The sequence below is a fragment of the Streptosporangium sp. NBC_01469 genome (genome assembly GCF_036227305.1).
Classification (GTDB): domain Bacteria; phylum Actinomycetota; class Actinomycetes; order Streptosporangiales; family Streptosporangiaceae; genus Streptosporangium.
Map to the genome: position 1 here is coordinate 10005691 of NZ_CP109465.1, position 23014 is coordinate 10028704.

A 23014-nucleotide genomic window follows, 5' to 3' on the forward strand; every position below is an offset into this window, starting at 1 on the left:
CGGCCGCCGGCCGACGACGACCGTGGAGCCGAGACGATCACCGGCTAAGCTAGAACAACATTCGGTCCTGTACTGGGAGCACACATGTGGTTCGCCTCACCGAGCGACGCCGGCGACCGGCTCGACGCCGTCGACTACCTCCCCGACGACTCCATCTCGACCTCGGTCTTCCTGGCGGGCGCGCTCGGCAAACCACTTCTCGCCGAGGGCCCCGCGGGGGTGGGCAAGACCCAGCTCGCCAAGGCCGTGGCGGCGGCGACCGGGGCCCGGCTGGTCAGGTTGCAGTGCTACGAAGGGCTGGACGAGGCCAGGGCGCTGTACGAGTGGAACTACAAGAAGCAGCTCCTGCGCATCCAGGCCGGGCAGGGCGAGGACTGGGACGCCACCCACGACGACATCTTCACCGAGGAGTTCCTGCTGGAGCGGCCGCTGCTCGCGGCGATCCGGTCGGAGACGCCGGTGGTCCTGCTGATCGACGAGATCGACAAGGCCGACGTCGAGGTGGAGGGGCTGCTGCTGGAGATCCTGTCCGACTACCAGGTCACGATCCCCGAGCTCGGCACGATCGCCGCCGTGCGGAAGCCGTACGTGGTGCTGACCTCCAACGCGACCCGCGAGCTCTCCGAGGCGCTGAAGCGGCGCTGCCTCTACCTGCACCTGGAGTATCCGACGCCGGAGCGCGAGCGCGACATCGTGCTGGCCCAGGTGCCCGCGATCGAGGCGAGCCTGGCCGAGCAGCTCGCCCGCACGGTCGCCACCCTGCGCGCCCTGGAGCTGAAGAAGTCGCCCTCGATCGCCGAGACGATCGACTGGGCGAACACCCTGCTGGCGCTGGGCAGGACCGAGCTCGACGAGGCGGCGATCGGAGCCACCCTCGGCGTCGTCCTCAAGCACGCCTCCGACCAGACGCGCGCCCGCAAGGAACTCGCGCTGTGACCGGCCCGGTTCGCGGGACGGAAGGCCGGAGATGAGCCTGCTGGACCGGCATCTGGGGTTCGTGCGGGCGCTGCGCGAGGCCGGGCTGCCGGTGTCACCGGCCGAGGGGCTGGACGCGGCCAGGGCGCTGGAGGTGATCGACCTGACCGAACGGGAGTCGCTCCGGGCCGCGTACGCCGCGACGCTGGTCAAGCGCCCCTCGCACCGGCCGGGCTTCGACACGCTGTTCGACCTGTGGTTCCCCGCCTCGACGACCGGCCTGCGGGCGTCGCGCGCGGCCGAACCGGACCTGCCGGACCTGGAGACCGCCGAGGTTCCCGAGCTGCGCGACCGGCTGGCCGGGCTGCTGCTGGGCGCCGAGGGGATGAACGAGTTCGCGCGGGCGATGGTGGAGCGCTTCGGCCGCCAGGCCGCGAGCCCCGGCAGGCAGAACTGGTTCTCCTACCCGGTGATGCGGGCGCTCTCCCCCGAGACGCTCATGGCGCGGCTGCTCGCCGAGGTCCTCGCGGGCCGGGAGCGCGGCGGGCTCGCGGAGAAGGTCGCCCGGCAGCGGATCGGCGAGCACACCAGGCGCTTCGAGGACGCCGTCTCCGGGGACGTGCGCCGCCGGATCGCCGAGGACTCCGGGATCGAGCGGATCGCCCGCTCCGCCGTACGCCCGCCGCTCGAGCAGCTCGACTTCCTGCGGATCACCAAGGCCGACCTGGCGAGGCTCCGCCGGGAGGTCCACCCGCTCGCCCGCCGCCTCGCCGCCCGGCTGACCGTCAAGCACCGGCTCGGCCGCCGTGGCCGCCTCGACTTCCGCAGGACCGTACGGGCCTCGCTGTCCAGTGGCGGGGTACCGCTGACCACCTTCAACAGGCCGCGCCGCCCGCACAAACCCGAGCTGGTCGTCCTCTGCGACGCCAGCGACTCGGTCGCCTCCTTCGCCCACTTCACCCTGCTGCTGACGTACGCGCTGCGCGAGCAGTTCACCAAGGTCCGCGCGTTCGGGTTCGTGGACACCGTGGACGAGATCACCCGGTTCTTCGTACCGGGTGCCGACGTGGTGGAGGCGATGACCCGGCTGGCGCGGGAGGCCGACATGGTGCGGTTCGGCCGGACCGACTACGGCCGCGCGCTGGAGGGGTTCGCCGAGCGGTACGGCGACGCCGTCGGGCCGAAGACGTCCCTGCTGATCCTGGGCGACGCCCGGTCCAACTACCAGCCGCCCGCGCTGGACACGCTGAAGCGCCTGGCCGGGGGCGCCCGGCACGCCTACTGGCTCAACCCGGAGCCGACCGCCCAGTGGGACAGCGGCGACTCGCTGGCGACGGCGTACGGCGGGATCGTGCCGATGTACGAGTGCCGGAACGTCGCACAGCTGGCGGCCTTCATCGAAGACCTCGTCTGACGAACGGGGAAGGCGCCCGGTCCCGCCGGGCGCGGGTACCCGACGCCCACACGGATCGGCTCGCCCGATGACATGTCAGGCGAAAAGGCCAGGCGCCGGGCGCGGTCAGCTCATCCGGCGCAGCACCCGAGCGGCGGTCCTGACCAGGACCTCCACCTGGGCCTCGTCGAAGTCGGCCCGGGGACCCTGCTGGATCCAGCGCGCGACCAGGCGGGGCTTGAGAAGGGTGAGTCCCTCCGCGGTGACCGACCGCCTGATCTCCCCGCCGTGCACGGCGATCAGCGGCTCGATGGTGACGGGGATGCCCGACTCGCGGGAGAGCACCTCGGCCAGCGACTCGGAGACCTCGACGAGCGCCTTGGCCACCTTCGTGCCGTACTTCTCGCCCAGGAACAACCGGTCGCCGTACCGGGCGATCTCGGTGTCGGGGTCCCACGCCTCGTTGTCCACCACCCAGACGCCACCGGGGCCGATGACGAGGTGGTCGACCGAGGCCTTGCCCGGCATGGCCCGGCCTTCGAGGATGTGGTAGCCGGCCCTGCGCAGCTTGCGGCGGAGCAGCTTGCCGGTGATGGTCTCGCCCCGGCGCCTGCCACGCCAGACGGCGGTGGCGTCGTACTCCCGCCAGGCCAGGACCGCGTCCCCGGCGGCGACGAGCAGGCCGCACAGCAGCCCGAGGATCGGCGGGGAAAGGTTGAACCGGTAGGCGAGCGCAACGCCCACGGCCAGGCCGACCGCCGCCTTGACCGCGCGCATCTTCCTGCGCTGGACGGTTTCCTTGATCCAGAACTGCTCGTACATGACCTGCGGCGACAGGCCGTGGACCTGGTCGACTGGCGTCACGTAGATAGATCCGCCCGGCATAGCGAACCCCCATGGCTAGAACGGTCGGCGAGGAAAGGGAGGGGGACCTGCCACGCTGAAGATCCTTAGACTATGAAATACCCAATCGGGGGCTCCAGCTATCTCTGAATGGCAAAGGTGACGCAAGTAACACGTATTCGCCAGCCGTCAGCGCCATAACCGACCAGTCGGTATGCTTTCCCTCACCACACCATGGGGGACGCATGACTCAGGACCAGGAGCCGGTACGGCAACGCCTGCTCGGCGAGGCCACCCGCCTGTTCGCCGAGCGGGGCTTCGAGGGTACGTCAGTGCAGGAGGTCGTCTCGGCGGCCGGCGTCACCAAGGGCGCCATGTACCACTATTTCGATTCCAAGGATGATCTGCTCCACGAGATCTACGGGCGCGTGCTGCGCCTGCAGATGGAGCGGCTGACCCACTTCGCCGCCGGCCCGGGGTCGGTGTCCGAGCGCCTGCACGCCGCCGCCGCGGACGTCGTGACGACCACGGTCGACAACCTGGACGACTCCAAGATCTTCTTCCGCTCGATGCACCTGCTCGCACCCGACACCCGCAAGGTCGTCCGCGCCGAGCGGCGCCACTATCACGAGCGCTTCCGCGACCTGGTCACCGAAGGACAGCGCGAGGGCACCTTCAGGAGCGACGTCCCCGCGGACATCGTCGTCGACTTCTTCTTCGGCTCCGTCCACCACCTGGGCACCTGGTACAGCGCGGAGGGCGCGCTCTCCGGCCCCGAGCTGGGGGCACACTTCGCCGACCTGCTGCTCACCTCGCTGCGACCGGATCGGCCGGCACTCCCCGCGTGACCCTTCGCCCGACCAGGGCGTCGACGTGTGGTCAGGCCGGACCGGGCAGGTCCGCGAGGTCCGCCAGGGCTTCCCGGTGGGCACCGGGAGTGCCGAGCGCGATCTCAGTGGATTTGGCGCGCTTGAGATAGAGGTGAAGCGGGTGCTCCCAGGTCATCCCGATCCCGCCGTGGAGCTGGACGCTCTCCTCGGCGACGCGCACCGCCACCTCCGAGCACCACGACGTGGCCACCGCCGCCGCCAGCTCGCGGTCCCGGACCGCCTCCCGGTCGCGGGACGCGCCCGGCCCCGAGTCCGTGGCCAGCAGGTCGGCCGCGTTCCTCGCGGCGGCGCGGGCACGCACCACGTCCAGCCAGAGATCGGCCATCCGGTGCTTGATCGCCTGGAAGGACCCCACCGGCCGGGCGAACTGGTGGCGCTCCTTGATGTAGGCGAGCGTCGTCCCCAGACACCACTCGGCGACGCCCAGCTGCTCCGACGCGAGCAGTCCGGCGCCGAGGTTCAGCACCCTCCGCGCGTCGAACCCGCCGATCGCCTCACCGGCGGGGGTGCCGGAGAACGTGACGGTGGCGATCGGCCGCGTCAGGTCGAGCGACGGGACCACGTCGATCCTGACGTCCTCGGTCCGAACCACGTAGAGCACCGTTCCGACGGGCACGAGCAGCACGTCCGCCACGTCCGCGCCCGCCACCGCCCTGATCTCCCCGTTCAGGACCCGCCCGTCCGCGACGGTGACGGTCTCCGGCAACGGCCGGTACGGCGAAGCCGCCAGCGACACCGCGAGCGCCGCCGTCGTCTCCCCCGAGGCGAGTTCCTGGATCAGGTCCTCCTCGCCGGCCTGCAGCAGGGCCGTGGTGGCGAGCACCGAGCTGGTGAAGAACGGCAGCGGCGCCACCGCCCGCCCCAGCTCCTCCAGCACCACCGCGACCTCCCGCGCCGACGCCCCCGCCCCGCCGTACTCTTCCGGCACGAGCAGGCCCGCCACCCCGATGTCCCGGGACAGCGTCTTCCACAGGCCCATGTCGTACGGCGCCTCGGACTCGACTCGCCCCAACACGGCGGCGGCCCCGCAGCGGTCCGCGAGAAGATCCCGCACGGAGGCGCGCAGTTCTTCCTCGACCTCGGTATACAGCAGTGTCATCGGTCGCTCACCACTCCTCATTCACTACGCGGCCCGCTCGTCCCTCACGACCCACTCCACTCACTACGTCGGATTCACTCCGGTCATCGGTCGCTCACCACTCCTCATTCACTACGCGGCCCGCTCGTCCCTCACGACCCACTCCACTCACTACGTCGGGCTCACTCCGGTCATCGGGGGAGGTCCTTCCAGGGCACGTCCTTGTCGACGCGGGGTTCCGAGGGGAGGCCGAGCACGCGCTCGGCGATGATGTTGCGCAGGATCTCCGAGGTGCCGCCCTCGATGGAGTTGCCCTTCGCGCGGAGGTAGCGGTATCCGGGTCCCCGGCCGAAGAAGTCGACGGTGTCGGAACGGCGGAAGGTCCAGTCGTCGTAGACCAGGCCGTCCTCACCGCGCAGCTCCACGTCCAGCCCCGACAGGGCCTGGTTGAGGTCGGCGAAGGCGAGCTTCATGCCGGAGCCCTCGGGTCCGGGCTGCCCGGCGGAGAGCTGCTCGCGCAGGCGCGTACCGGCCAGGCGGGTCACCTCCGCCTCCACCCACAGGCGCAGCAACCGCTGGTGCAGGTCGTGGGTGCGCAACTCGGGCCGGGAGCGCCAGGTCTCGGTGACCAGGCCGACCACGCCGCCGCCCCGCCGGACCGGCGCGCCGCCGATGGCGACCCGCTCGTTCATGAGCGTGGTCTGCGCGACCCGCCAGCCGTCGCCGACCTCTCCCAGCCGCAGGTCGTCACCGAGCCGTACGCCGGTGAGGAAGACCTCGTTGAACTCGGCCTCGCCGGTGATCTGCCGCAGCGGTCTGACCTCGACCCCGGGAGCGTGCATGTCGCACACGAAGTACGTGAGCCCCCGGTGCTTGGGCACGTCCGCGTCGGTCCTGGCGACCAGGATCGCCCACCGGGAGTGGTGGGCGCCGGAGGTCCACACCTTCTGCCCGTCCACCACCCACTCGTCGCCGTCCCGCACCGCGCGGGTGCCGAGCGTGGCCAGGTCGGAACCGGCACCGGGCTCGCTGAAGAGCTGGCACCAGATCTCCTCGCCCGTCCACAGCGGGCGCAGGAACCGCTTCCGCTGCTCGTCGGTGCCGAAGGTCAGGATCGTGGGCGCCGCCATCCCCAGCCCGATCGTCTGCACCCCGAGGTCGAGCTGCGGTGTCCCCTCCAGCTCGCGCTCCACGACATTCTGCAGCTCACGCGCGGCTCCGAGCCCGCCGAGCCCCTCGGGGAAGTGCACCCAGGCCAGCCCGGCGTCGAACCTGGCCCGCAGGAACTCCAGCCGGTCCCCGGCGGGGTCGTGCCCCGCCAGGAACGCGGCAGCACGCTCCCTGACCGCCTTCTCGTCCAGCGCCACGAACGCTCCCTTCGTCGAATCTCCATGGACCCTCGCCGACCCTCTTCGGTTCGTGCCCCGCGCCTCCGGGACGTCTCGGCACCGCCCGCCGCCCCGGGTGTGCGGGATGACGAGGGCGACGCCGGGTCACATGTGTTTCTTGAGTTCCCGATAGGCCAGGGAGCGCTTGTGGACCTCGTCGGGCCCGTCGGCCAGCCTCAGCGAGCGCGCTCCCGCCCACAGACCGGCCAGCGGGAAGTCCTGGCTGACGCCTCCGGCACCGTGGGCCTGGATGGCCTTGTCCAGGATCCACTCCACATCGCGCGGTGTTGCGATCTTGATGGCCTGGATCTCGGCGTGGGCGCCCCGGTTGCCTACGGTGTCCATCAGCCAGGCGGTCTTCAGCACGAGCAGGCGGAGCTGCTCGATCCTCACCCGCGACTCGGCGATCCAGTCCTGGACGACACCCTGCTGGGCGATCGGCTTGCCGAACGCGTTGCGCGACAGGGTGCGGACGCACATCATCTCGACGGCCCGCTCGGCCATCCCGATCAGCCGCATGCAGTGGTGGATGCGGCCGGGCCCGAGGCGGGCCTGGGCGATCGCGAAGCCGCCGCCCTCCTCGCCGATCAGGTTGTCGACCGGCACCCTGGCGTCCTCGAACACGATCTCGGCGTGCCCGCCGTGGTCGGAGTCGGAGTAGCCGAAGACGTGCATTCCACGCTTGACGTGCATGCCGGGTGTGTCGCGCGGCATCAGGATCATCGACTGCTGCCGGTGCGAGGACGCCTCGGGGTCGGTCTTGCCCATCACGATGAAGATCCTGCAGTTGGGGTTCATCGCGCCGGAGGCGAACCACTTGCGGCCGTTGACGACGTACTCGGAGCCATCCCTGACGATCGACAGCGCGATGTTCGTGGCGTCGGAGGACGCGGTGTCGGGCTCGGTCATCGCGAACGCCGACCGGATCTCGCCGCGCAGCAGCGGCTCCAGCCACTCCTTGCGCTGCCACTCGCTGCCGAACATGGAGAGGACCTCCATGTTCCCGGTGTCGGGGGCGGCGCAGTTGGTCGCGGTCGGGGCGATCCTCGGCGAGCGGCCCATGATCTCGGCCAGCGGCGCGTAACGCAGGTTGGTCAGGCCCGCGCCGTGCTCACCCGGCAGGAACAGGTTCCACAGGCCTCGCCTGCGCGCCTCCTGCTTGAGATCCTCCATCAGCGGAGGGGTGGCCCACCCGCTTTGGGCGGCCTGGGCCTCGAAAGCCTCCTCCACCGGGTACACACACTCGTCCATGAAGCCGAGCAGCCGTCCCCGCAGCTCCTCGGTCTCGGTGTCGAACGCGAAATCCATGGGCCCTCCTCACGGTCTCCCGTGAGGGTACCGACCGGACGGTATGACTGTCGACACGCCCCCTATGCTGAACGCCATGGACCCCGTCTTCTTCGCCACCCCAGAGGAGTTCCGCACCTGGCTGGAGGCGCATCACGAGACCGGGACGGAGCTGCTGGTGGGGTTCTTCAAGAAAGGCACCGGCCGCCCCAGCATCACCTGGCCCGAGTCCGTCGAGCAGGCCCTGTGCTTCGGCTGGATCGACGGCGTCCGCAGAACCGTCGACGCCGAGAGCTACAGCGTCCGCTTCACACCGCGCAAGGCGCGCAGCACGTGGAGCGCGGTCAACATCGCCAAGGTCGCCGAGCTGACCGAGCGCGGCCTCATGCGCCCCGCGGGCCTGCTCGCCTTCGAGCAGCGGACCGAGGACAACTCGGTGATCTACTCCCATGAGCAGGCCGGGGAGTCCGCGCTGGAGGAGGAGCAGGAGCGCCGCTTCCGGGCGGAGACGGCGGCGTGGGAGTGGTTCCAGGGCCGGCCGCCCGGCTACCGCAGAACCGCGCTGCACTGGGTGACCACCGCGAAGCGGCCCGAGACGAGGGAGAAGCGTCTCACGCAGCTGATCGAGGATTCCGCGGCGGGGCGCAGGCTCGGGCAGTTCGACCGCCGAGTGGTTCCCGGGAACACTCCCTGAGTGGACCTTCGAACAGGTCCACCGCGGGTTCTAGGGTCATCCCCATGACCGCGAAGATGCCCGCTCCCGTCACCCTCGAAGGCGAGACCGTACGGCTGGAGCCGCTGACCGATGGCCACGTCCCCGACCTGTTCCTGGCCGGTGGCGGCGACGACGAGGTGTGGCGCTGGATGCCCGCCCCGACCCCGCGCACCGAGGCCGAGCTGGCGGAGATCGCGGTACGGCTGGTCGAGACGCCGGACCACGTGCCGTTCGCGGTGATCCTGAGGGAGACCGGCCGCGCGGTCGGCTGGACCACCTACATCGACACCCCGGGGTACGCCGACAGCATCGAGATCGGCTGGACCTGGTACGGCAGGTCCGTGTGGCGCTCCGCGGTGAACACCGAGTGCAAGGTCCTGCTGATCGACCACGCCTTCGACAAGCTGGGCGTGAACCGGGTCCAGCTCAAGACCGACAACCTGAACGTCCGCTCACAGAACGCGATCATGCGCGTCGGCGGCGTTCCCGAGGGCACCCTGCGCCGCCAGCGCCGCCGTGCCGACGGCACCTGGCGCGACACCGCCTATTTCAGCATCCTCGACGACGAGTGGCCCGCCCACCGCGCCCGCCTCACCGGCCTGTCCCGCTGAGCAGTCTCCCCTGCCGGGCCGCCACGTCGCCCGAACCGTCACCCGCTGAATCCTCGCGCCGCCTGAACCGCCGAACCGGCCCGCCGACCTCTCCGAACCCTCCGAACCCGGAGCCCGCGAACCCCCACGGCCCACGGCCCACGGCCTATAGGGCCTCGTGGCCGAGCATGCCGCGCAGGAGCTCCCTGACCCCCAGGCGGAGGTCGTCCAGGGTCGGTTCCGCTCCGGCGCCGATGACGGCGTCGAACATCACCCCCTCGCTGAAGGCGATGATCTGGCGTCCGTGCCGTACCGGGTCGGACGACCCCAGGGCGGAGAGAATCGCGACCGCGGGCTCACGGAAGCGCTCACCGGTCCTGTCGTAGATCTTGCGCAGCTCGGGGCGGCGGGTGGCCTCAAGGGCCAGCTCGTAGCGGGCGACCGTCCAGCGGCGGCCGACGGTCAGCTGCGTCCAGAGCGCCTGGGCCGTCATCTCGGCGAGCGCTTCGACCACGTCCGGCCCCGGGGGGCCGAGGAGCAGCGAGAACGCGTCGGACTCCAGCTGGGCGAGCCGGGCGAGGGCCAGCTCCAGGAGCGCGGACCGGGTGCGGGCCAGGTTGGAGGTCGACCCCGGCGGCAGTCCCGCCGCCTCGTCCACGGCCCGATGGGTCAGGCCACGCATTCCCCGATCCACCAGCAGGGCGATGGCGGCATCGGCGACGAGCTCCGCGCGTTGGGACTTCACCCTCCGATACTACATTTGTAGTTCAACTACAGGCGTAGTAGTGTCCACTACATCCGTAGTGAAGGAGAAGGTCATGGCACGTGCGGCGGTCATCGGAGCGGGCATCGGCGGGCTGGCGGCGGCGGTGGCGTTGCAGCGGCGGGGCTGGGAGGTGACGGTGTTCGAAAGGGCGGCGTCCCTGGAACCGGTCGGCTCGGGAATCGCCGTCGCCGCCAACGCGCTCAGGGCGCTCGACACGCTCGGAGCCGGTGACGAGATCCGCGAGCTGTCGGCCCTCCAGGGCTCGGGCGGCATCCGGCGCTCCGACGGCAGATGGCTGGTGAGGACCAGTGTGGAGGCCGCCTCGGCGCGCAACGGCGGCGACTCCGTGGTGCTGCTGCGCCGCGCCGACCTGGTCGACGTGCTCTCCGCCCGCCTCGCACCCGGCACGGTCCGGCTGAACACCGAGGTCTCGGAGGTCGACGCGGAGAGCGGCCTGGTGACCCTCCCCGACGGGCGGGTGGAGGCGGACCTGGTGGTGGCGGCCGACGGCATCCACTCCCCCATCAGGTCGGCGCTGTTCCCCTGCCACCCCGGCCCCCGCTACGCGGGAGTCACCAGCTGGCGGGTGCTCATCCCCGCCGAGGGCGTCCCGGGCCAGGCGTACGAGAGCTGGGGGCGCGGCAGGGTCTTCGGCGTCATGCCACTGGCCGGGGGCACGTCCTACTGCTACGCCACCGACACCGTCCCGGCGGGCGGCGGTGGCGGGGACCAGCTGGCCGAGCTGCGACGGCTGTTCGGGGACTGGCACTCCCCGATCCCGGAGCTGCTCGCCGCGGCCTCACCGGAGAAGGTCCTGAGGAACGACGTCTACCACCTCGCCACCCCGCTGCCCGCCATGCACCGGGGCAGGGTCGCCATACTGGGCGACGCCGCGCACGCCATGACCCCCAACCTGGGTCAGGGCGCCTGCCAGGCGATCGAGGACGCGGTGGTGCTGGCCCACGTGGTCGGCGACGGCGGAAGGTTCACCGGCGGCACCGGAGCGGACGGCGGAGGCGCCGCATCATCGGGCGGAAGCGGCGGGACGACCGGCGGGAGCGGCGGGCTGGCCGGGTACACCGCCGCGCGGCTGGAGCGTACGTCCAGGATCGTGGCCCGGTCCGCCACGATCTGCCGCGTCACCCGGATGCGCGACCCGCTGGCCGTGCGGCTGCGCGACGCGATGGTGACGCTCAGCTGGCGGCTCGCCCCCTCGCGCGTGCACGGCCCGATAGACGAGGTGCTCCGCTGGACACCCCCCTCCGCGTGATCGTCTCCCGCAGTGCGGATACGCCTACGGCGCGACGCTCGCCTTCTCGCGCATCGGGGCGGGAACCCCCTGGTCCGGGGAGAGCCGTCCCAGGGTGATCGTCCCCCAGACGAGCAGCGCGGCGGCGAAGAGGGCGGGGATCACGTTCAGCCAGCCGCTGGGCACCGCCTCGTCGAGCAGGAGAGCCCCCGCGAGGATGGAGGTGATCGGGTCGACGATCTGGACGGCGGCGTAGGAGATGCCGAAGTAACCCACCTCGTAGGTCTTCTGCAGCAGCACGACCGCGCAGACGAGCAACACGGGAATGGCGAACGTGAACCAGTTGAGCAGCGCGCTCAGGTCACCGTCGAAGTTGCCGCCCACCACCCGGACGAAGGTGGAGACACTGGCCGTCACGGCCCCCGCGGCGACCGACAGCACCAGCGCGTGGGCCGAGCCGGTCATCTTCCGTCCCAGCAGATGGGTCACCAGCACGATTAGCCCGACGCAGCCGAGGAAGCCCAGCGCCTCCTGGTTCGTCATGTGAGGTCTCACGGGGTGCGCGGGGACCAGCAGCAACAGGCCGAGCAGTCCGACGGCCACCGCGGCCGAACCGATGATCTCTCCCCTGTGCGGGCGCCTGCCGTGCAGCATCGCCGCCAGCGGTACCGCGAACACCAGCGTCGCCACGCTGATCGGCTGCACCGCGATCAGCGGCGCGAAACTGAGGGCGACGGCGTGCAGGGACGCCCCGGTGAAACCGATGACGCCGCCGAGCCACCAGCGGGGCCGCTTCATCAGCTTCAGCGAGGCGCCCTCGGAGACCGCCTCGAACTGCTGGAGCGCGGCACCCAGGGCGTAACCCAACGCGCCGACCAGGGCGATGGATATCCCGACCCAGGTCATCGCCACCCCACATAGCGGACGGGGCATCCGGAAAGAAGCGATTCACGGGTCATCCCGCAAGCTTAGGGCGCGTGACGAACGGGTAGGGACCTTCCCCGGCCGTACGACATGCGGCGAGACACCACCCGGCCGGTGCCGGTGAGAGCGCGGCGCCCTACCGGGTGGGAGACGCTCTCACGAACCGGCACCCCGGGCACGTCCGGCGTCCTGGTCATCGGCCTGGGCCCGGCCGGCACCCGGACCGCCGTCGCCGGTCCGGGTGCCGGCGGGTTCGCCGGGCCGGGAGTCCTCCCGAACGGGACGCGCCGCACCGGAACCGTTATCACGGACGAGACTCGCCGCACCGGAATCGTCGTCGCGGACGAGACGCGTGGTGCCGGGGCTGTCATCGCGGGTGGCCTCGCGCCAGCCGGTGGGCCAGGACCGCCGGACGCCGGGAGCCTCCCGTACCGTCGCCTCCCAGAAGGCGGGCGCGGTCGTGAAGACGGCCTCGGCGAAGGACGTCCCTCCCTCGAAGGCGGCCTGGCGGAAGACGGCCTCGTTCTCGAACACGGCGTCGCCGAAGAGCACGTCCCCCGCGAAGGTGGTCGTGCGGAAAAGGGCCCGGTCCTTGAAGACGGCCCGGCTGAAGAGCACCGTCCGCTCGAACGTGACCTCCCGGAAATCCGCCCGGAGGGCGAACACGGCCTCCCGGAACATGACGTCGCCCCTGAACACGGCCCCCTCGAAGCCCGCCTTGTAGTTGGCCTCCCCCCAGGCGGCCCTGCCGGTGAAGACGGTTCCCCCGAACACCGCCACGCCCTCGAAGATGGCCCTGTCGAAGCGGGCGAACCCCTCGAACCTGACTCCACCGAACCGGGCCTCCCGCATCCGGCAGTCGACGAACGCCGGCTTCACGAGCCACGCGCCCGTGAGGTCGAGGTCGATGTCCGGCCAGAACGTGACGGGCCGGACCGGCTCTGACCTGCTCCAGCGCAGGTGGTTCCTGAGGATTCCCTGCGCCGTGGCGCGCACCTGGAGTTCCTGCGGGTCGACGGCCTTCTCCTGACCGGTGGATTCCCCCTCTTCCGGCGCGGCGGGGACGGGAGGCATGCGGAGATAGGCGCAGATCACGTCGACGATCGTCTGGCGGTGTTCGGGATTGTCCTGCGCGACGCGTTCCAGGGCGTGCAGGCCGGCCAGGCGCACGGCGGCCTTGTCGTGCCCGAGCTGGTCGGTCGCCTTGGTGTAGAGCTCGGTCACGCGCCGCTCGCCGGCGTCGTACTCCTGGTAGGCCTGCGTACGCTCCCCGAGCCACTGTCGGCGCACACCCAGGAGGAGCGCCACCAGTCCCACGGCCCCGGCGCCCACGGTCAGGCCGGTCTTCACCGCGTCCAGGCGCATCTCGACGCGCTTGGACGCGTCCGGCGCCGTGTCCGCGAGGAACAGCAGGACGGCCGTGGCGCTCCACATGGACACGACGATGAGTACGACACCGGCGAGAACCCACCACCAGGACAGGACGCGCAGTGCCGCGCGGTCGTCCCGCCGAGGGCGCGCCAGGGTCAGCCCGGCACCCACCCCCGCGAGCACCGCGGCCACCAGGGCGAGCAGGCCGGGCAGGGGGACGTAGGCGGCCACGTCCGGAGCCCCGGCGCGACTCGCCACCAGCGCGGCCGTCGCCACCACCCCCGCCGCGACAAGTGAGCTCACGCCGATCGTCCCGCGCCTGGGGTGCCACCTCATCAGTCCTCCTTGGGAGTGGGGACCTCCACCTTCAGGCGAGCCTCAGGCGAGGAAGAACAGGCCCTCCCCCTCCCCGCGGAGAGAGGAGAACCCGGAAGGCAACTCCAGCGCATCGCTCCCGGATCGTCCAATCGCCCGGATAAACGTCCTGCCCCCGAACCCCCGACCTTCGGGGCTGCGGACCTCCCAGGCTCCGGAGCTTCGGGGCTTCGGGCGGTGATCCGGTCCGGGAGCCGCGCGGTCAGTGGTCGAATCCGGACCGAGCCCCCGATGTTTATCCGGTCCGAGGGTGTTCGCGGTCAGTCGTCACTGGCCGCTGGGCGGGCAGACGCAGAACAGGTGTCCCTCGGGGTCGGCGAGCACGACCCACTTTCCCTCGCCGGGCTGGAAGTCGGGCCGGGTGGCTCCGAGCTCCAGGTAGTCCCGGATGGCCCCCTCCAGGTCGGGGACGCGGACGTCCAGGTGGAACTGCTTGTCGGGGCCCGGCCACGTGGACGGCTTGCGGTCGAGGTTCTGCTGGAAGTAGATGCTCATCGTGCCGTCGCCGATACCGGCGTAGGTGTCCTCCGCGTACTGGACCTCGTAGCCGAGGACGGTCGCGTAGAACTCGGCCAGCCGCTTGGGCTCGGCGCAGTCGATGCTCACCGCGAGAAGTTGTGCTGTCGTGGTCATGAAACGATCGTCTCGCCCGTACCTGTCAGCTGCTGTCACGTTTACCGGGACGGTTTCCGGAGGGGATGCCGGGACGATTCCCGGAACATGGGCCGAGACAATTCCCGGCGCAGACGCAGACGCAGACGTCGGCGCCGGGAACAGAAACGGGAACGGGAACGGGGCCAGGGTCAGGAACGGGGCCAGGGTCAGGAACGGGGCCGGGAACGGGTGCCGGGGCACGGGCCGGGATAAGTGGTGGCCGCCGTGAGGAGCACCTGGCTAGGGTGATCCCGTGCTTCTGATCGTTTCCCCGCCGACCGCCCGCTAGCGGGCGGCCCTCTCCTGACGACCGGACCCCAGCGGTCCGGTGGGTGCTTGCCGTCCGCATACGTGCGACCTGACGACAACCACCTCATCTGGAGAGATCTTCATGACGCATGTCTCCGTACGGCGGGGCCTGCTGTACGTGTCCATCGCGGCGACCGCCTGGGGCACCGGCGGCGCGGCCGGCGCGCTGCTCCACCAGGCGGGCGGGCTCGGCCCCGTCGCCGTCTCCTTCTGGTGCTGCCCTCCGGTGACCCGCTCGCCTCCTGGGCGGTCGTCGTCTACCTGGGTACGGTCCCGACGGCCCTGGCCTACGGGCTCTTCTTCACCGGTCTCGCCGCGGTACGCGCCACGACGGCCGCCGTGATCTCCCTCGTGGAGCCGGTCGGCGCGGCGTTCCTGGGAATCGTGCTGCTCGGCGACGGTGTGCGGGAGCGTCCTGCTGCTCGGCGCGGTCGCCCTGCTCGCCCTGAAGGAGAGAGGACAGGTGACCGCCCCGGCGTGAGCCGCGCGAGGGTCTCGTACGAAGATCCGTACGGGACCCTCGCCGGACCCGCGCGTGAGCCGTACGGGACCCTCGCGGGTCGCACGGCTGTCCCGGCGGAGGGCTCGCGGTGCCGGAGCCGTGGCCGTGGCTCGGAGCCATCAGCCGGACGGGCCGTACGCCTCGCGGGATGTCAGTCGAACAGGTCGGGTTCGGCGGCGGTGATCTGGTCGTGCAGGGGCTGGAAGTTGATCCAGCCGACCACGTCGTTGCCGATCTGGCCGTGGGTGAGCTTGGCGTTCTCGTGGGTGATCTGGACAGTGGGCCCTGCGGCCTTGGCCAGGAGCTGGGCCTGACACGAACGCTCCATCGTGATGAACCACCAGGCGGCGGCGTCCACGCTGTCGCCGACGGTGAGCAACCCGTGGTTGCGCAGGATCACCGCCTTGTGGGAGCCGAGGGCCTGGGCGATGCGGCGGCCCTCCTCGGTCTCCACGACGACACCGGTGTAGTCGTCGAACAGGGCGTGGTCCTCGTAGAAGGCGCAGGCGTCCTGGGTGAGCGGTTCCAGGAGCGTGCCGAGCGACGACAGCGCCTTGCCGTACACCGAGTGGCTGTGCGCGGCGGCGACCACGTCCGGCCTGGCCTGGTGGACCATCGAGTGGATCGCGAACGCGGCCTGGTTGACGTGGTGGCGCCCCTCGACCACCTGGCCCTCGTGGTTGACGAGGATCAGGTCGCTGACCTTGATGTGCTTGAACGACACGCCGAACGGGTTCACCCAGAAATGGTCGGTGTGCTCGGGGTCGCGGACGGTGATGTGTCCGGCCACGCCCTCCTCGAAGCCGAACCTGCCGAACAGCCGCAGCGCGGCGGCCAGGCGTTCCCGGCGGTGGCGGCGTTCCTCCTCCACGGTCTCGAACTTCTGCGGCAGCCGGAAGACGAGCTGGTCGGTGGGAACGGGCTGCAGGTCGGACAGGCTCATCGCGCCTCCAGGGCGGTCATCGTGTCTATGACGATCATCGTATGTCCAGCACTCACCGGTTCATCGGTGCGAGTCAGCGCGAGTCAGCGTGGGTCGGTGCGAGTCAGCGCGGGTCGGCGCGGGTCGGTCCGAGTCAGTGCGGTCCGGGTCGGCGACGGACGTCGAGTACCGGGGCGGGTTCCCGGCCAGGCCGTCGAAGTGGATCTCGTACCGGTAACCGGAGAAGGCCATGTTCCAACCTTTGTTCCGATCACCGTGGATGTCCACGACTTGTTGGCTAAAATCACGTCCGACTTATCGCGCTATGGCATGGCAAGTCCCGGGTGCCCCGAAAACCTGACGGACGCACCTGGATCCTGAACGGCCGATCTTTGCACCACAATGTGCGGAGAGACGGAACGCGAGCCCGGAGACGGGCGTTGGAGGGAACGTGGCCTCGATTACCCAGCTATTCAGGCGGCTCCTCGAACGCCCCGGCTCCATCGACCTCTCGAAGTTCGAGCGGGTCGTCGCGGAGGCCGGGACCCGCGAGGAACGGATCCGCGCGCTCGACGAGCTGCCCACGCCGTCGGCCGACGACCTTCCGGAGTTCTGCGCGATCATGCGGGAGGCCTCGCGCCGCACGCTCGACCTGCGCCCGTACGACGTGCAGCTGGTCGGCATGCTGGCGATGCTGTCGGGAAACGTCGCGGAGATGGCCACCGGCGAGGGCAAGACCCTGTCCGGGGCGATGGCCGCCGCCGGATACGCCCTGCAGGGCAAGCGCGTCCACGTCATCTCGGTCAACGACTACCTGGCCCAGCGTGACGCCGAGTGGATGGGCCCGCTCTACGAGACGCTCGGCGTCTCCTGCGGCTGGATCGGACAGAACTCCACACCCGACGAGCGCCGGGCGGCCTACGCGGCGGACGTGACGTACGGCTCGGTCAGCGAGATCGGCTTCGACGTGCTGCGCGACCGGCTGAGCACCGGCGTGGACGACCTGATCGTGCCCGCACCGGCCGTGGCGCTGGTCGACGAGGCCGACTCCGTGCTGGTCGACGAGGCCCGGGTGCCGCTGGTGCTGGCCGGGGCCGCCGACCCCGGCGACTCGGTGCCGGAGATGGCGGCGCTGGTCAGGCAGCTGGTCAAGGGCTACCACTACGAGCTCGACGACCAGGCGCGCAACGTCCACCTGACGAGCAAGGGCATCGACACCGTCGAGCAGGCGCTCGGCCTCGACCTCTACGACACCCCGGCCACCCTGACGGACGTCAACCTCGCACTGCACGCGCACGCCCTGCTGACCAAGGACGTCGACTACATCGTCCGTGACGGCAAGGTGCACCTGATCAACCCGTCGCGGGGCCGGGTGGCGCTGCTGCAGCGCTGGCCCGACGGGCTGCAGGCGGCGGTGGAGGCCAAGGAGGCGCTCTCACCGTCGGAGACCGGCGAGATCCTCGACTCGATCACCGTCCAGGCGCTGATCACCCGCTATCCGGAGAAGTGCGGCATGACCGGCACCGCGGTGGCGGTCGGCGACCAGCTGCGGGAGTTCTACGACCTCAAGGTGGCCGTGGTCCAGCCCAACCGGCCGTGCGTGCGGACCGACGAGCCCGACCGCCTCTTCGAGTACCGCATGGAGAAGGACCTCGCGCTGGTCGAGGAGATCGTCGAGGTGCACGCCACCGGCCGGCCGATCCTGATCGGCACCCTGGACGTGGCCGAGTCCGAGCGCCTGGCGCTGACCCTGGCCGGGCGCGGGCTGGAGTGCGTGGTCCTCAACGCCAAGAACGACGCCGAGGAGGCGGCCATCATCTCCCGGGCCGGGGAGCGCGGCGCGCTCACGGTCTCCACCCAGATGGCCGGGCGCGGCACCGACATCCGCCTCGGCGAGGGCGTCGACGAGCTCGGCGGCCTGTACGTCATCGGTTCGGGCCGGCACACCAGCAGCCGCCTGGACGACCAGCTCCGCGGGCGCGCGGGCCGCCAGGGCGACCCCGGCGGCTCGATCTTCCTCGTCAGCGGCGAGGACGAGCTGATCACCCACTACGTCGCCGACGAGTACGCCAAGGGCGTGCCGGAGCACTCCCTCGTGGGCCACGCCCAGCGGGTCGCCGAGGGCGTCAACATGGAGATCCACCGCAACACCTGGCGCTACACCCGCCTGCTTGAGCGCCAGCGCGGCCAGCTGCTGGAGCGCCGCGACCGGGTCCTGCGCGACAGGGTGGCCGGCGAGGCCCTGGCCGCCGCGGCTCCCGAGCGGTGGGCGGAGCTGCAGGAGAGGGTCGGCGAGGACGTGCTGCACGAGGCCGCCCGCCAGATCGTGCTGTTCCACCTCGACCGCGGCTGGGCCGACCACCTGGCGTACCTGGCGGAGCTGCGGGAGGGCATCCACCTGCGGGTCCTCGGCAGGCTCAACCCGATCGACGAGTTCCACAAGGACGCCGTCCCGGCCTACCAGCGCCTGCTGGCCGAGATCGAGGCACGCTCGGTCGAGGCCTTCGAGACGGCCTCCGTCACCGACGAGGGCCTCGACCTCGAGGGCGCGGGCCTCAAGCGCCCCACCGCCACCTGGACCTACCTCGTCCAGGACAACCCCTTCGGCACCGAGTGGGACCGCATCCTCAACCGCCTCGCCACCAAGGTCCGCCACCGCTGACGCCCTGAAGGACGGCCCTCATCCCAGGGAGGGCCGTCCTTCAGGCGCCGAGCTGGTCAACCCGCGACTTCGACAGCTCCAGCAGGGCCGCGCTGTCGCGAACGGAGACGCCCGCCGCCCGGAGGGCCGCCACGGCCTCTCTGGCGGTCTCGCCGAGTTGCGCGGCCACCTGGTCGCGCCGGGCCCGAAGCTCCCTGTAGGTGTCGAGCACCGTGGACGGAACACCGGCCACCTCGTACAGGTACGTCACGACGATCTCGGCCTCCGCGGAGGCGTCGAGGATGAAGTGCTTGACCGCCTCCACTTCTTCGTACAGCTCCGCGAGGGTGTCGCCGGAGACGCCCCCCTGGATGGGGGCGTCCATCGGGAGCGCGATCCAGTAATCGGTCTTGCGCACAGCCTTCATCGTGAGCCGCAGGGGTGCACCGGTCATTCCAACCATCCCTTTCCGAACACGTCTTCCAAATCATGTACGAGAGCCGCGAGCAGGTCGGGGTCCATATGCCGCAGGGGAACCCGGGACCGGGCGACCACCACCTGATCGGATTCGTAGAGCAACAGGGACCGGGTGGTCCTGCCCGCGTCGATCCAGTCGGGACGCAGGGCATGCCGACGTGCGAGCTCGTAGATCCGATCGCGGATCTCGAGGTATGTCTGAAGCACGCACGGAATTTAGCGTACTGGACGAGTGGCGTCCAGCGAACTGGACAACAGGTCGGCGGTTTGCCGTGATGCATGGGGATAAATTCCAGCACCCTGTTCACATCGTCCGGACGTGGGGCGGTACGCGTCGCCGACATCATGGCGCGCGTTACGTACGTGGTAATGGTTTCGCCGAGCACCCCCGGTTATCGTGGCGTACGTGACCACCACCAGCGCGTCCCGGCCGGTAGGCGAGCTTCTGCGCCAGTGGCGGGAACGACGGCGGATGAGCCAGATGGACCTCGCGATCCAGGCCGACATCTCCACCCGGCACCTGAGCTTCGTGGAGACGGGCCGGTCCAAACCGAGCAGGGACATGATCCTCCACCTCGCCGAGGAGCTGGAGCTTCCACTGCGCGAGCGCAACCACCTGCTGCTGTCGGGCGGGTTCGCGCCGCTCTACGCGGAGACGCCGCTCAGCTCACCGCACATGGCGTCCGTACGGGAGGCGCTGGGGCAGGTGCTGAGCGGGCACGAGCCGTACCCGGCCGTGGTCGTCGACCAGCGCTGGAACCTCATCGACCGCAACGCCGCGACCGGGGTGCTGCTGCGCGGGGTCGCGCCGGAGCTGCTCGTCCCCCCGGTCAACGTGCTGCGGCTGAGCCTGCACCCCAAGGGCATGGCACAGCGGATCATCAACCTGGGCGAGTGGCGGGCCCACCTGCTGCACCGGCTCCGCCGCCAGATGAGCCTCACCGCCGACCCCGACCTGGCCGCGCTCTGGCAGGAGCTCGACGACTACCCCTGCGACCAGCCGGAGCCGGAGATAGACCGGCCGGGTCCCGGTGACATCGTGATTCCCCTCCGGCTCCGCCGCGGCTACCGGGAGCTGGCCTTCTTCAGCACCATGGCCACCTTCGGCACCCCGCTGGACATCACCGTCGCCGAGCTGGCCATCGAGGCGTACTTCCCGGCGAACCCCGAGACCGCCGCCTACCTGCAGCACCAGCACCACCCCGACTGACGGGGGCGGGGATGCGGCGTGCGCCCCACGCCGCACCCCCGCCGTCTCGGCCGGTCCGGCCGATGTTCACCCGGTCTCGGCCGGTCCGGGTCCTGGAAGGTCTTCAGCCGCCGTCAGCGGGTCTCAGCCGGAAACCCCGGCCCCGGCCTCGCTGGACTCACCGGGCCCGCCGGGCTCACTGTCCTCCCGCTTCCTCGCGCGTGACGCCGCGACCCTGGCCAGGACGACGTCGACCACGAGGAAGGCGAGCAGCGAGATGCCCAGCAGCGGGAGGAACACGCCCACCGCGATCACCACGACCGCCAGGGGCAGGACCACGGCCAGGGGCAGCCGCCGCAGGCCGCCGCGCTCGTAGGGGGCGCCGAAACCGCGGGTCGGGCGGCGCAGCCACCACATGCGGTAGCCCCACACGATGACCGAGATCAGCGCCAGGGCCAGCGCGGCCAGCAGGATCTGGTTGACCAGGCCGAACAGCATTCCCATGTGCCCGTCGATGCCCCACCGGGTCAGCTTGGCCCCGATGGGGAAGTCGTCGAAGCGCAGCTCGGCGGTCGCCTGGCCGCTGGCGGCGTCGACCGCCACCTGGTCGTTGCGCTGCGGCCAGAGGCGGTCCGCCTCCTTGACGACGTACGGGTTGCCGGGCTCGGCCGGCCAGACGATCTCCAGGGGTCCGGACAGGCCCTTGCCCGCCGCGGCCCGGACGACCTGGTCCGCGTCGGCGGCCGGGGTGGCGCCCGCCCCGGCACCCCCGGCGGCGTGGTCACCGTGACCGCCGGAGACGGGCATCGACGGAGTGGACCAGCCGAGCGAGGTCTGGAGCACGTCGACGTTGACTCCCGCGTACTTCGACCAGGTCAGGCCGGTGACCGACAGGGCGAGCAGGCCGACCAGCGCCCACAGGCCGACCGAGCCGTGCCAGGAGAGGGTCTTGCGCAGGCCGCGGGCGCCGCGCTCGGGGGCGACGACGCGGCGCAGCCGCTGACCGGCACGGCGGCGGCGGGTCAGCCACAGCACCAGGCCGCCGAGCCCGACCAGCCACAGCCAGCTGGCGGCCATCTCGCTGTAGATACGTCCCGGCTCGCCCAGGTGCAGGTGCCGATGGAGCTGGGAGATCCAGGTACGCACGGGCAGCGCGCCCGAGCTGCCGTAGCTCTCCAGTGCCCCGCGGACCTGGGCGGTGTACGGGTCGACGAAGACCGCCAGGCGGGTGCTCTCCGCGAGGCCGGGCACGTCGAGCAGTACCTGGGTCGTCGCGTCCGGCTCGTCGTAGGTCCGTACCGCCCCGACGGTCCCCTCGGGGTGCGCGGCGGTGGCGGCGGCGACCTGCCGTGCCAGGGGCAGCTTCTGCTGCCCGGCCGGTACGGAGGTCGTCAGCTCGTGGGAGTGGACCACGTTCTCCAGTTGGAAGGAGGCGGCGTACAGCAGGCCGGTCGTCGCCGCCACCAGCAGGAAGGGCGCGATGAGAATTCCGGCGTAGAAGTGCAGGCGGAGCAGGAGCGAGCGCAGCGTCGCCCAGGTGGAGGGCACCCCGGGCACGGGGGTCGGGGAGGGACCGGTCGGTCCGGCCTCGGGCTGGATCTCGACGTCAGACGTCATGGGAGGTTCTCCGTTCGCAGGGAACGCGCGCACCGTCAGGTACGCGCCACCGCGGTGTGAGGTTCAGTTCGGCGTCGCCGAAGGGCAGGCGGGGCTCCGGCCCTCACCAGCGGAAAGGCATGGCGGGAACCGGGCTCGCGGCCCGTTGGCATGGCGTGACGGGTACTGGCACAGGTACTGGCGGATGCCGCCGGGCGCCGGTGTGGCGGCGCTCGGGCTCACCGACGAGGGAGGGCGCGACGGCGCGACGACCCGCGGTCGGGGAGGGTACGGCGCTCGGAGGCGCGGGCCCGCGAGGGCACGGCGGCGTCCGGGCGCGACGGCCCGATGTCAGACGGCGTGCGAGGGCGCGGGCGGCCCGCGGCGCGAGACGGCGGCGGCGAGCAGCCGGGTGACCGGTGACACCCGGTCGTCGGGCACGGCGGGGAGGGTGACGCGCTGGACGACGGGCGCGTGCCACCGCAGCAGGGTGAGGACCGAGGCGAAGAGCAGCAGCAGGAGCGTGGCCAGGCCGCACTCCCCCCGCTCCAGCCAGTGGGCCGACAGCACCGCCATCAGGGCGTGCACCAGCAGCATGAACAGGCCGGTGGACAGGTCACCGGCGCCGTGCTCGTGCCCGGTCGACGGCGGTACCGCGCCGGAGGTGAACCACAGGTGCATGCCGTACTGCGCGGCGAAGCTCGCGCCCAGCAGCATGCCGAAGCCGCGCCGCCGACGGGCGAGCACGAACGCGCCCGCCGCGGTCGGCAGCACCGCCCAGACCAGCACACCCGGTCCCACCGGGCTGCCTCCGGCCAGCACGTGCATGGCCAGCGACGCCGTCACGCACGCGACCGCGAACACCGCGGCGCGAACAAGACGGAAGGCGTGCATGGGGCAATGGTGACAGAGAATGGCGAATCCGCCAGCCCCTTGAACT

21 protein-coding genes and 1 pseudogene are annotated in these 23014 nt (G+C 71.1%); 9 read left to right on the forward strand and 13 right to left on the reverse strand.

What is annotated here, in order from left to right; all coding sequences use genetic code 11:
- Nucleotides 1–84 precede the first annotated feature (84 nt).
- Together OG587_RS43705 and OG587_RS43710 are read left to right on the forward strand one after the other, a co-directional pair.
- The gene (locus OG587_RS43705; RefSeq protein ID WP_329084747.1) at nt 85–936 is read left to right on the forward strand and encodes an AAA family ATPase; all 852 of its coding nucleotides are present in this window, start codon (nt 85–87) and stop codon (nt 934–936) included.
- Nucleotides 937–967: 31 nt separating this feature from the next.
- Entirely contained in the window at nt 968–2329 is a 1362-nt protein-coding gene (locus OG587_RS43710) for a vWA domain-containing protein (RefSeq protein ID WP_329084748.1), read from the forward strand.
- A gap of 105 nt (nt 2330–2434) precedes the next feature.
- On the opposite strand, the gene OG587_RS43715 is transcribed toward OG587_RS43710, so the two are convergent.
- A complete protein-coding gene (locus OG587_RS43715; RefSeq protein ID WP_329084749.1) occupies nt 2435–3172 on the reverse strand; it encodes a nuclease-related domain-containing protein in 738 nt (245 codons plus the stop codon).
- Between the two features lie 224 nt (nt 3173–3396).
- Between OG587_RS43715 and OG587_RS43720 the strand changes: the two genes are divergently transcribed.
- A complete protein-coding gene (locus OG587_RS43720) occupies nt 3397–3999 on the forward strand; it encodes a TetR/AcrR family transcriptional regulator (protein ID WP_329084750.1) in 603 nt (200 codons plus the stop codon).
- Between the two features lie 31 nt (nt 4000–4030).
- Here the strand turns inward: OG587_RS43720 and OG587_RS43725 are convergent, their stop codons facing one another.
- The 3 genes from OG587_RS43725 to OG587_RS43735 form a co-directional block, all read right to left on the reverse strand.
- Nucleotides 4031–5140: an acyl-CoA dehydrogenase family protein gene (locus OG587_RS43725; RefSeq protein WP_329084751.1), complete on the reverse strand. Its 1110-nt coding sequence runs from the start codon at nt 5138–5140 to the stop codon at nt 4031–4033.
- Between the two features lie 170 nt (nt 5141–5310).
- Nucleotides 5311–6486 carry an acyl-CoA dehydrogenase family protein gene (locus OG587_RS43730; protein ID WP_386266948.1) on the reverse strand — a complete coding sequence of 392 codons (1176 nt, stop codon included), beginning with the start codon at nt 6484–6486 and terminating at the stop codon, nt 5311–5313.
- Nucleotides 6487–6612: 126 nt separating this feature from the next.
- A complete protein-coding gene (locus OG587_RS43735) occupies nt 6613–7815 on the reverse strand; it encodes an acyl-CoA dehydrogenase family protein (RefSeq protein WP_329084752.1) in 1203 nt (400 codons plus the stop codon).
- A gap of 76 nt (nt 7816–7891) precedes the next feature.
- Between OG587_RS43735 and OG587_RS43740 the strand changes: the two genes are divergently transcribed.
- Both OG587_RS43740 and OG587_RS43745 read left to right on the forward strand, forming a co-directional pair.
- Nucleotides 7892–8488: a YdeI/OmpD-associated family protein gene (locus OG587_RS43740; protein WP_329084753.1), complete on the forward strand. Its 597-nt coding sequence runs from the start codon at nt 7892–7894 to the stop codon at nt 8486–8488.
- A gap of 44 nt (nt 8489–8532) precedes the next feature.
- The gene (locus tag OG587_RS43745) at nt 8533–9120 is read left to right on the forward strand and encodes a GNAT family N-acetyltransferase (RefSeq protein ID WP_329084754.1); all 588 of its coding nucleotides are present in this window, start codon (nt 8533–8535) and stop codon (nt 9118–9120) included.
- Between the two features lie 145 nt (nt 9121–9265).
- Here OG587_RS43745 and OG587_RS43750 read toward each other — a convergent pair whose 3' ends face one another.
- Nucleotides 9266–9844, reverse strand: coding sequence for a TetR/AcrR family transcriptional regulator (locus tag OG587_RS43750; RefSeq protein ID WP_329084755.1), 579 nt, complete (start codon nt 9842–9844; stop codon nt 9266–9268).
- A gap of 73 nt (nt 9845–9917) precedes the next feature.
- On the opposite strand from OG587_RS43750, the gene OG587_RS43755 reads away from it, so the two are divergent.
- On the forward strand, nt 9918–11135 hold the full coding sequence (locus OG587_RS43755; protein WP_329084756.1) for an FAD-dependent monooxygenase: 1218 nt from the start codon (nt 9918–9920) through the stop codon (nt 11133–11135).
- 24 nt (nt 11136–11159) lie between these two features.
- Here OG587_RS43755 and OG587_RS43760 read toward each other — a convergent pair whose 3' ends face one another.
- The 3 genes from OG587_RS43760 to OG587_RS43770 form a co-directional block, all read right to left on the reverse strand.
- The gene (locus tag OG587_RS43760) at nt 11160–12020 is read right to left on the reverse strand and encodes a DMT family transporter (RefSeq protein WP_329084757.1); all 861 of its coding nucleotides are present in this window, start codon (nt 12018–12020) and stop codon (nt 11160–11162) included.
- A 174-nt stretch (nt 12021–12194) separates the two neighbouring features.
- Nucleotides 12195–13745 carry a pentapeptide repeat-containing protein gene (locus OG587_RS43765; protein WP_329084758.1) on the reverse strand — a complete coding sequence of 517 codons (1551 nt, stop codon included), beginning with the start codon at nt 13743–13745 and terminating at the stop codon, nt 12195–12197.
- A 306-nt stretch (nt 13746–14051) separates the two neighbouring features.
- Nucleotides 14052–14417 carry a VOC family protein gene (locus tag OG587_RS43770; RefSeq protein WP_329084759.1) on the reverse strand — a complete coding sequence of 122 codons (366 nt, stop codon included), beginning with the start codon at nt 14415–14417 and terminating at the stop codon, nt 14052–14054.
- A 543-nt stretch (nt 14418–14960) separates the two neighbouring features.
- Between OG587_RS43770 and OG587_RS43775 the strand changes: the two are divergent.
- A pseudogene (locus OG587_RS43775) lies at nt 14961–15086 on the forward strand (EamA/RhaT family transporter); the annotation flags it as partial.
- 314 nt (nt 15087–15400) lie between these two features.
- Here the strand turns inward: OG587_RS43775 and OG587_RS43780 are convergent.
- On the reverse strand, nt 15401–16192 hold the full coding sequence (locus tag OG587_RS43780) for a class II aldolase/adducin family protein (RefSeq protein WP_329084760.1): 792 nt from the start codon (nt 16190–16192) through the stop codon (nt 15401–15403).
- A gap of 439 nt (nt 16193–16631) precedes the next feature.
- On the opposite strand from OG587_RS43780, the gene secA2 reads away from it, so the two are divergent.
- Nucleotides 16632–18833 carry an accessory Sec system translocase SecA2 gene (secA2, locus tag OG587_RS43785; RefSeq protein ID WP_329094194.1) on the forward strand — a complete coding sequence of 734 codons (2202 nt, stop codon included), beginning with the start codon at nt 16632–16634 and terminating at the stop codon, nt 18831–18833.
- Between the two features lie 40 nt (nt 18834–18873).
- On the opposite strand, the gene OG587_RS43790 is transcribed toward secA2, so the two are convergent.
- Entirely contained in the window at nt 18874–19266 is a 393-nt protein-coding gene (locus OG587_RS43790) for a hypothetical protein (RefSeq protein WP_329084761.1), read from the reverse strand.
- The gene (locus OG587_RS43795; protein WP_329084762.1) at nt 19263–19496 is read right to left on the reverse strand and encodes a hypothetical protein; all 234 of its coding nucleotides are present in this window, start codon (nt 19494–19496) and stop codon (nt 19263–19265) included. Before OG587_RS43795 ends, OG587_RS43790 begins: the two co-directional genes overlap by 4 nt.
- A 199-nt stretch (nt 19497–19695) precedes the next feature.
- Between OG587_RS43795 and OG587_RS43800 the strand changes: the two genes are divergently transcribed.
- Nucleotides 19696–20499: a helix-turn-helix domain-containing protein gene (locus OG587_RS43800; protein ID WP_329084763.1), complete on the forward strand. Its 804-nt coding sequence runs from the start codon at nt 19696–19698 to the stop codon at nt 20497–20499.
- A 123-nt stretch (nt 20500–20622) separates the two neighbouring features.
- Here OG587_RS43800 and OG587_RS43805 read toward each other — a convergent pair whose 3' ends face one another.
- Nucleotides 20623–22095: a PepSY-associated TM helix domain-containing protein gene (locus OG587_RS43805; protein ID WP_329084764.1), complete on the reverse strand. Its 1473-nt coding sequence runs from the start codon at nt 22093–22095 to the stop codon at nt 20623–20625.
- Nucleotides 22096–22425: 330 nt separating this feature from the next.
- A complete protein-coding gene (locus OG587_RS43810) occupies nt 22426–22968 on the reverse strand; it encodes a hypothetical protein (RefSeq protein ID WP_329084765.1) in 543 nt (180 codons plus the stop codon).
- Between the last annotated feature and the right edge of the window lie 46 nt (nt 22969–23014).

Excerpts from the sequence above, each read along its gene's own strand:
- OG587_RS43790 (WP_329084761.1), bottom strand. The coding sequence starts at position 19,266 with ATGACCGGTGCACCCCTGCGGCTCACGATGAAGGCTGTGCGCAAGACC.
- OG587_RS43720 (WP_329084750.1), top strand. The coding sequence starts at position 3,397 with ATGACTCAGGACCAGGAGCCGGTACGGCAACGCCTGCTCGGCGAGGCC.
- OG587_RS43735 (WP_329084752.1), bottom strand. The coding sequence starts at position 7,815 with ATGGATTTCGCGTTCGACACCGAGACCGAGGAGCTGCGGGGACGGCTG.
- OG587_RS43760 (WP_329084757.1), bottom strand. The coding sequence starts at position 12,020 with ATGACCTGGGTCGGGATATCCATCGCCCTGGTCGGCGCGTTGGGTTAC.
- OG587_RS43770 (WP_329084759.1), bottom strand. The coding sequence starts at position 14,417 with ATGACCACGACAGCACAACTTCTCGCGGTGAGCATCGACTGCGCCGAG.
- OG587_RS43710 (WP_329084748.1), top strand. The coding sequence starts at position 968 with ATGAGCCTGCTGGACCGGCATCTGGGGTTCGTGCGGGCGCTGCGCGAG.
- OG587_RS43755 (WP_329084756.1), top strand. The coding sequence starts at position 9,918 with ATGGCACGTGCGGCGGTCATCGGAGCGGGCATCGGCGGGCTGGCGGCG.
- OG587_RS43745 (WP_329084754.1), top strand. The coding sequence starts at position 8,533 with ATGACCGCGAAGATGCCCGCTCCCGTCACCCTCGAAGGCGAGACCGTA.
- OG587_RS43780 (WP_329084760.1), bottom strand. The coding sequence starts at position 16,192 with ATGAGCCTGTCCGACCTGCAGCCCGTTCCCACCGACCAGCTCGTCTTC.
- OG587_RS43705 (WP_329084747.1), top strand. The coding sequence starts at position 85 with ATGTGGTTCGCCTCACCGAGCGACGCCGGCGACCGGCTCGACGCCGTC.
- OG587_RS43805 (WP_329084764.1), bottom strand. The coding sequence starts at position 22,095 with ATGACGTCTGACGTCGAGATCCAGCCCGAGGCCGGACCGACCGGTCCC.
- OG587_RS43725 (WP_329084751.1), bottom strand. The coding sequence starts at position 5,140 with ATGACACTGCTGTATACCGAGGTCGAGGAAGAACTGCGCGCCTCCGTG.
- OG587_RS43765 (WP_329084758.1), bottom strand. The coding sequence starts at position 13,745 with ATGAGGTGGCACCCCAGGCGCGGGACGATCGGCGTGAGCTCACTTGTC.
- OG587_RS43810 (WP_329084765.1), bottom strand. The coding sequence starts at position 22,968 with ATGCACGCCTTCCGTCTTGTTCGCGCCGCGGTGTTCGCGGTCGCGTGC.
- OG587_RS43740 (WP_329084753.1), top strand. The coding sequence starts at position 7,892 with ATGGACCCCGTCTTCTTCGCCACCCCAGAGGAGTTCCGCACCTGGCTG.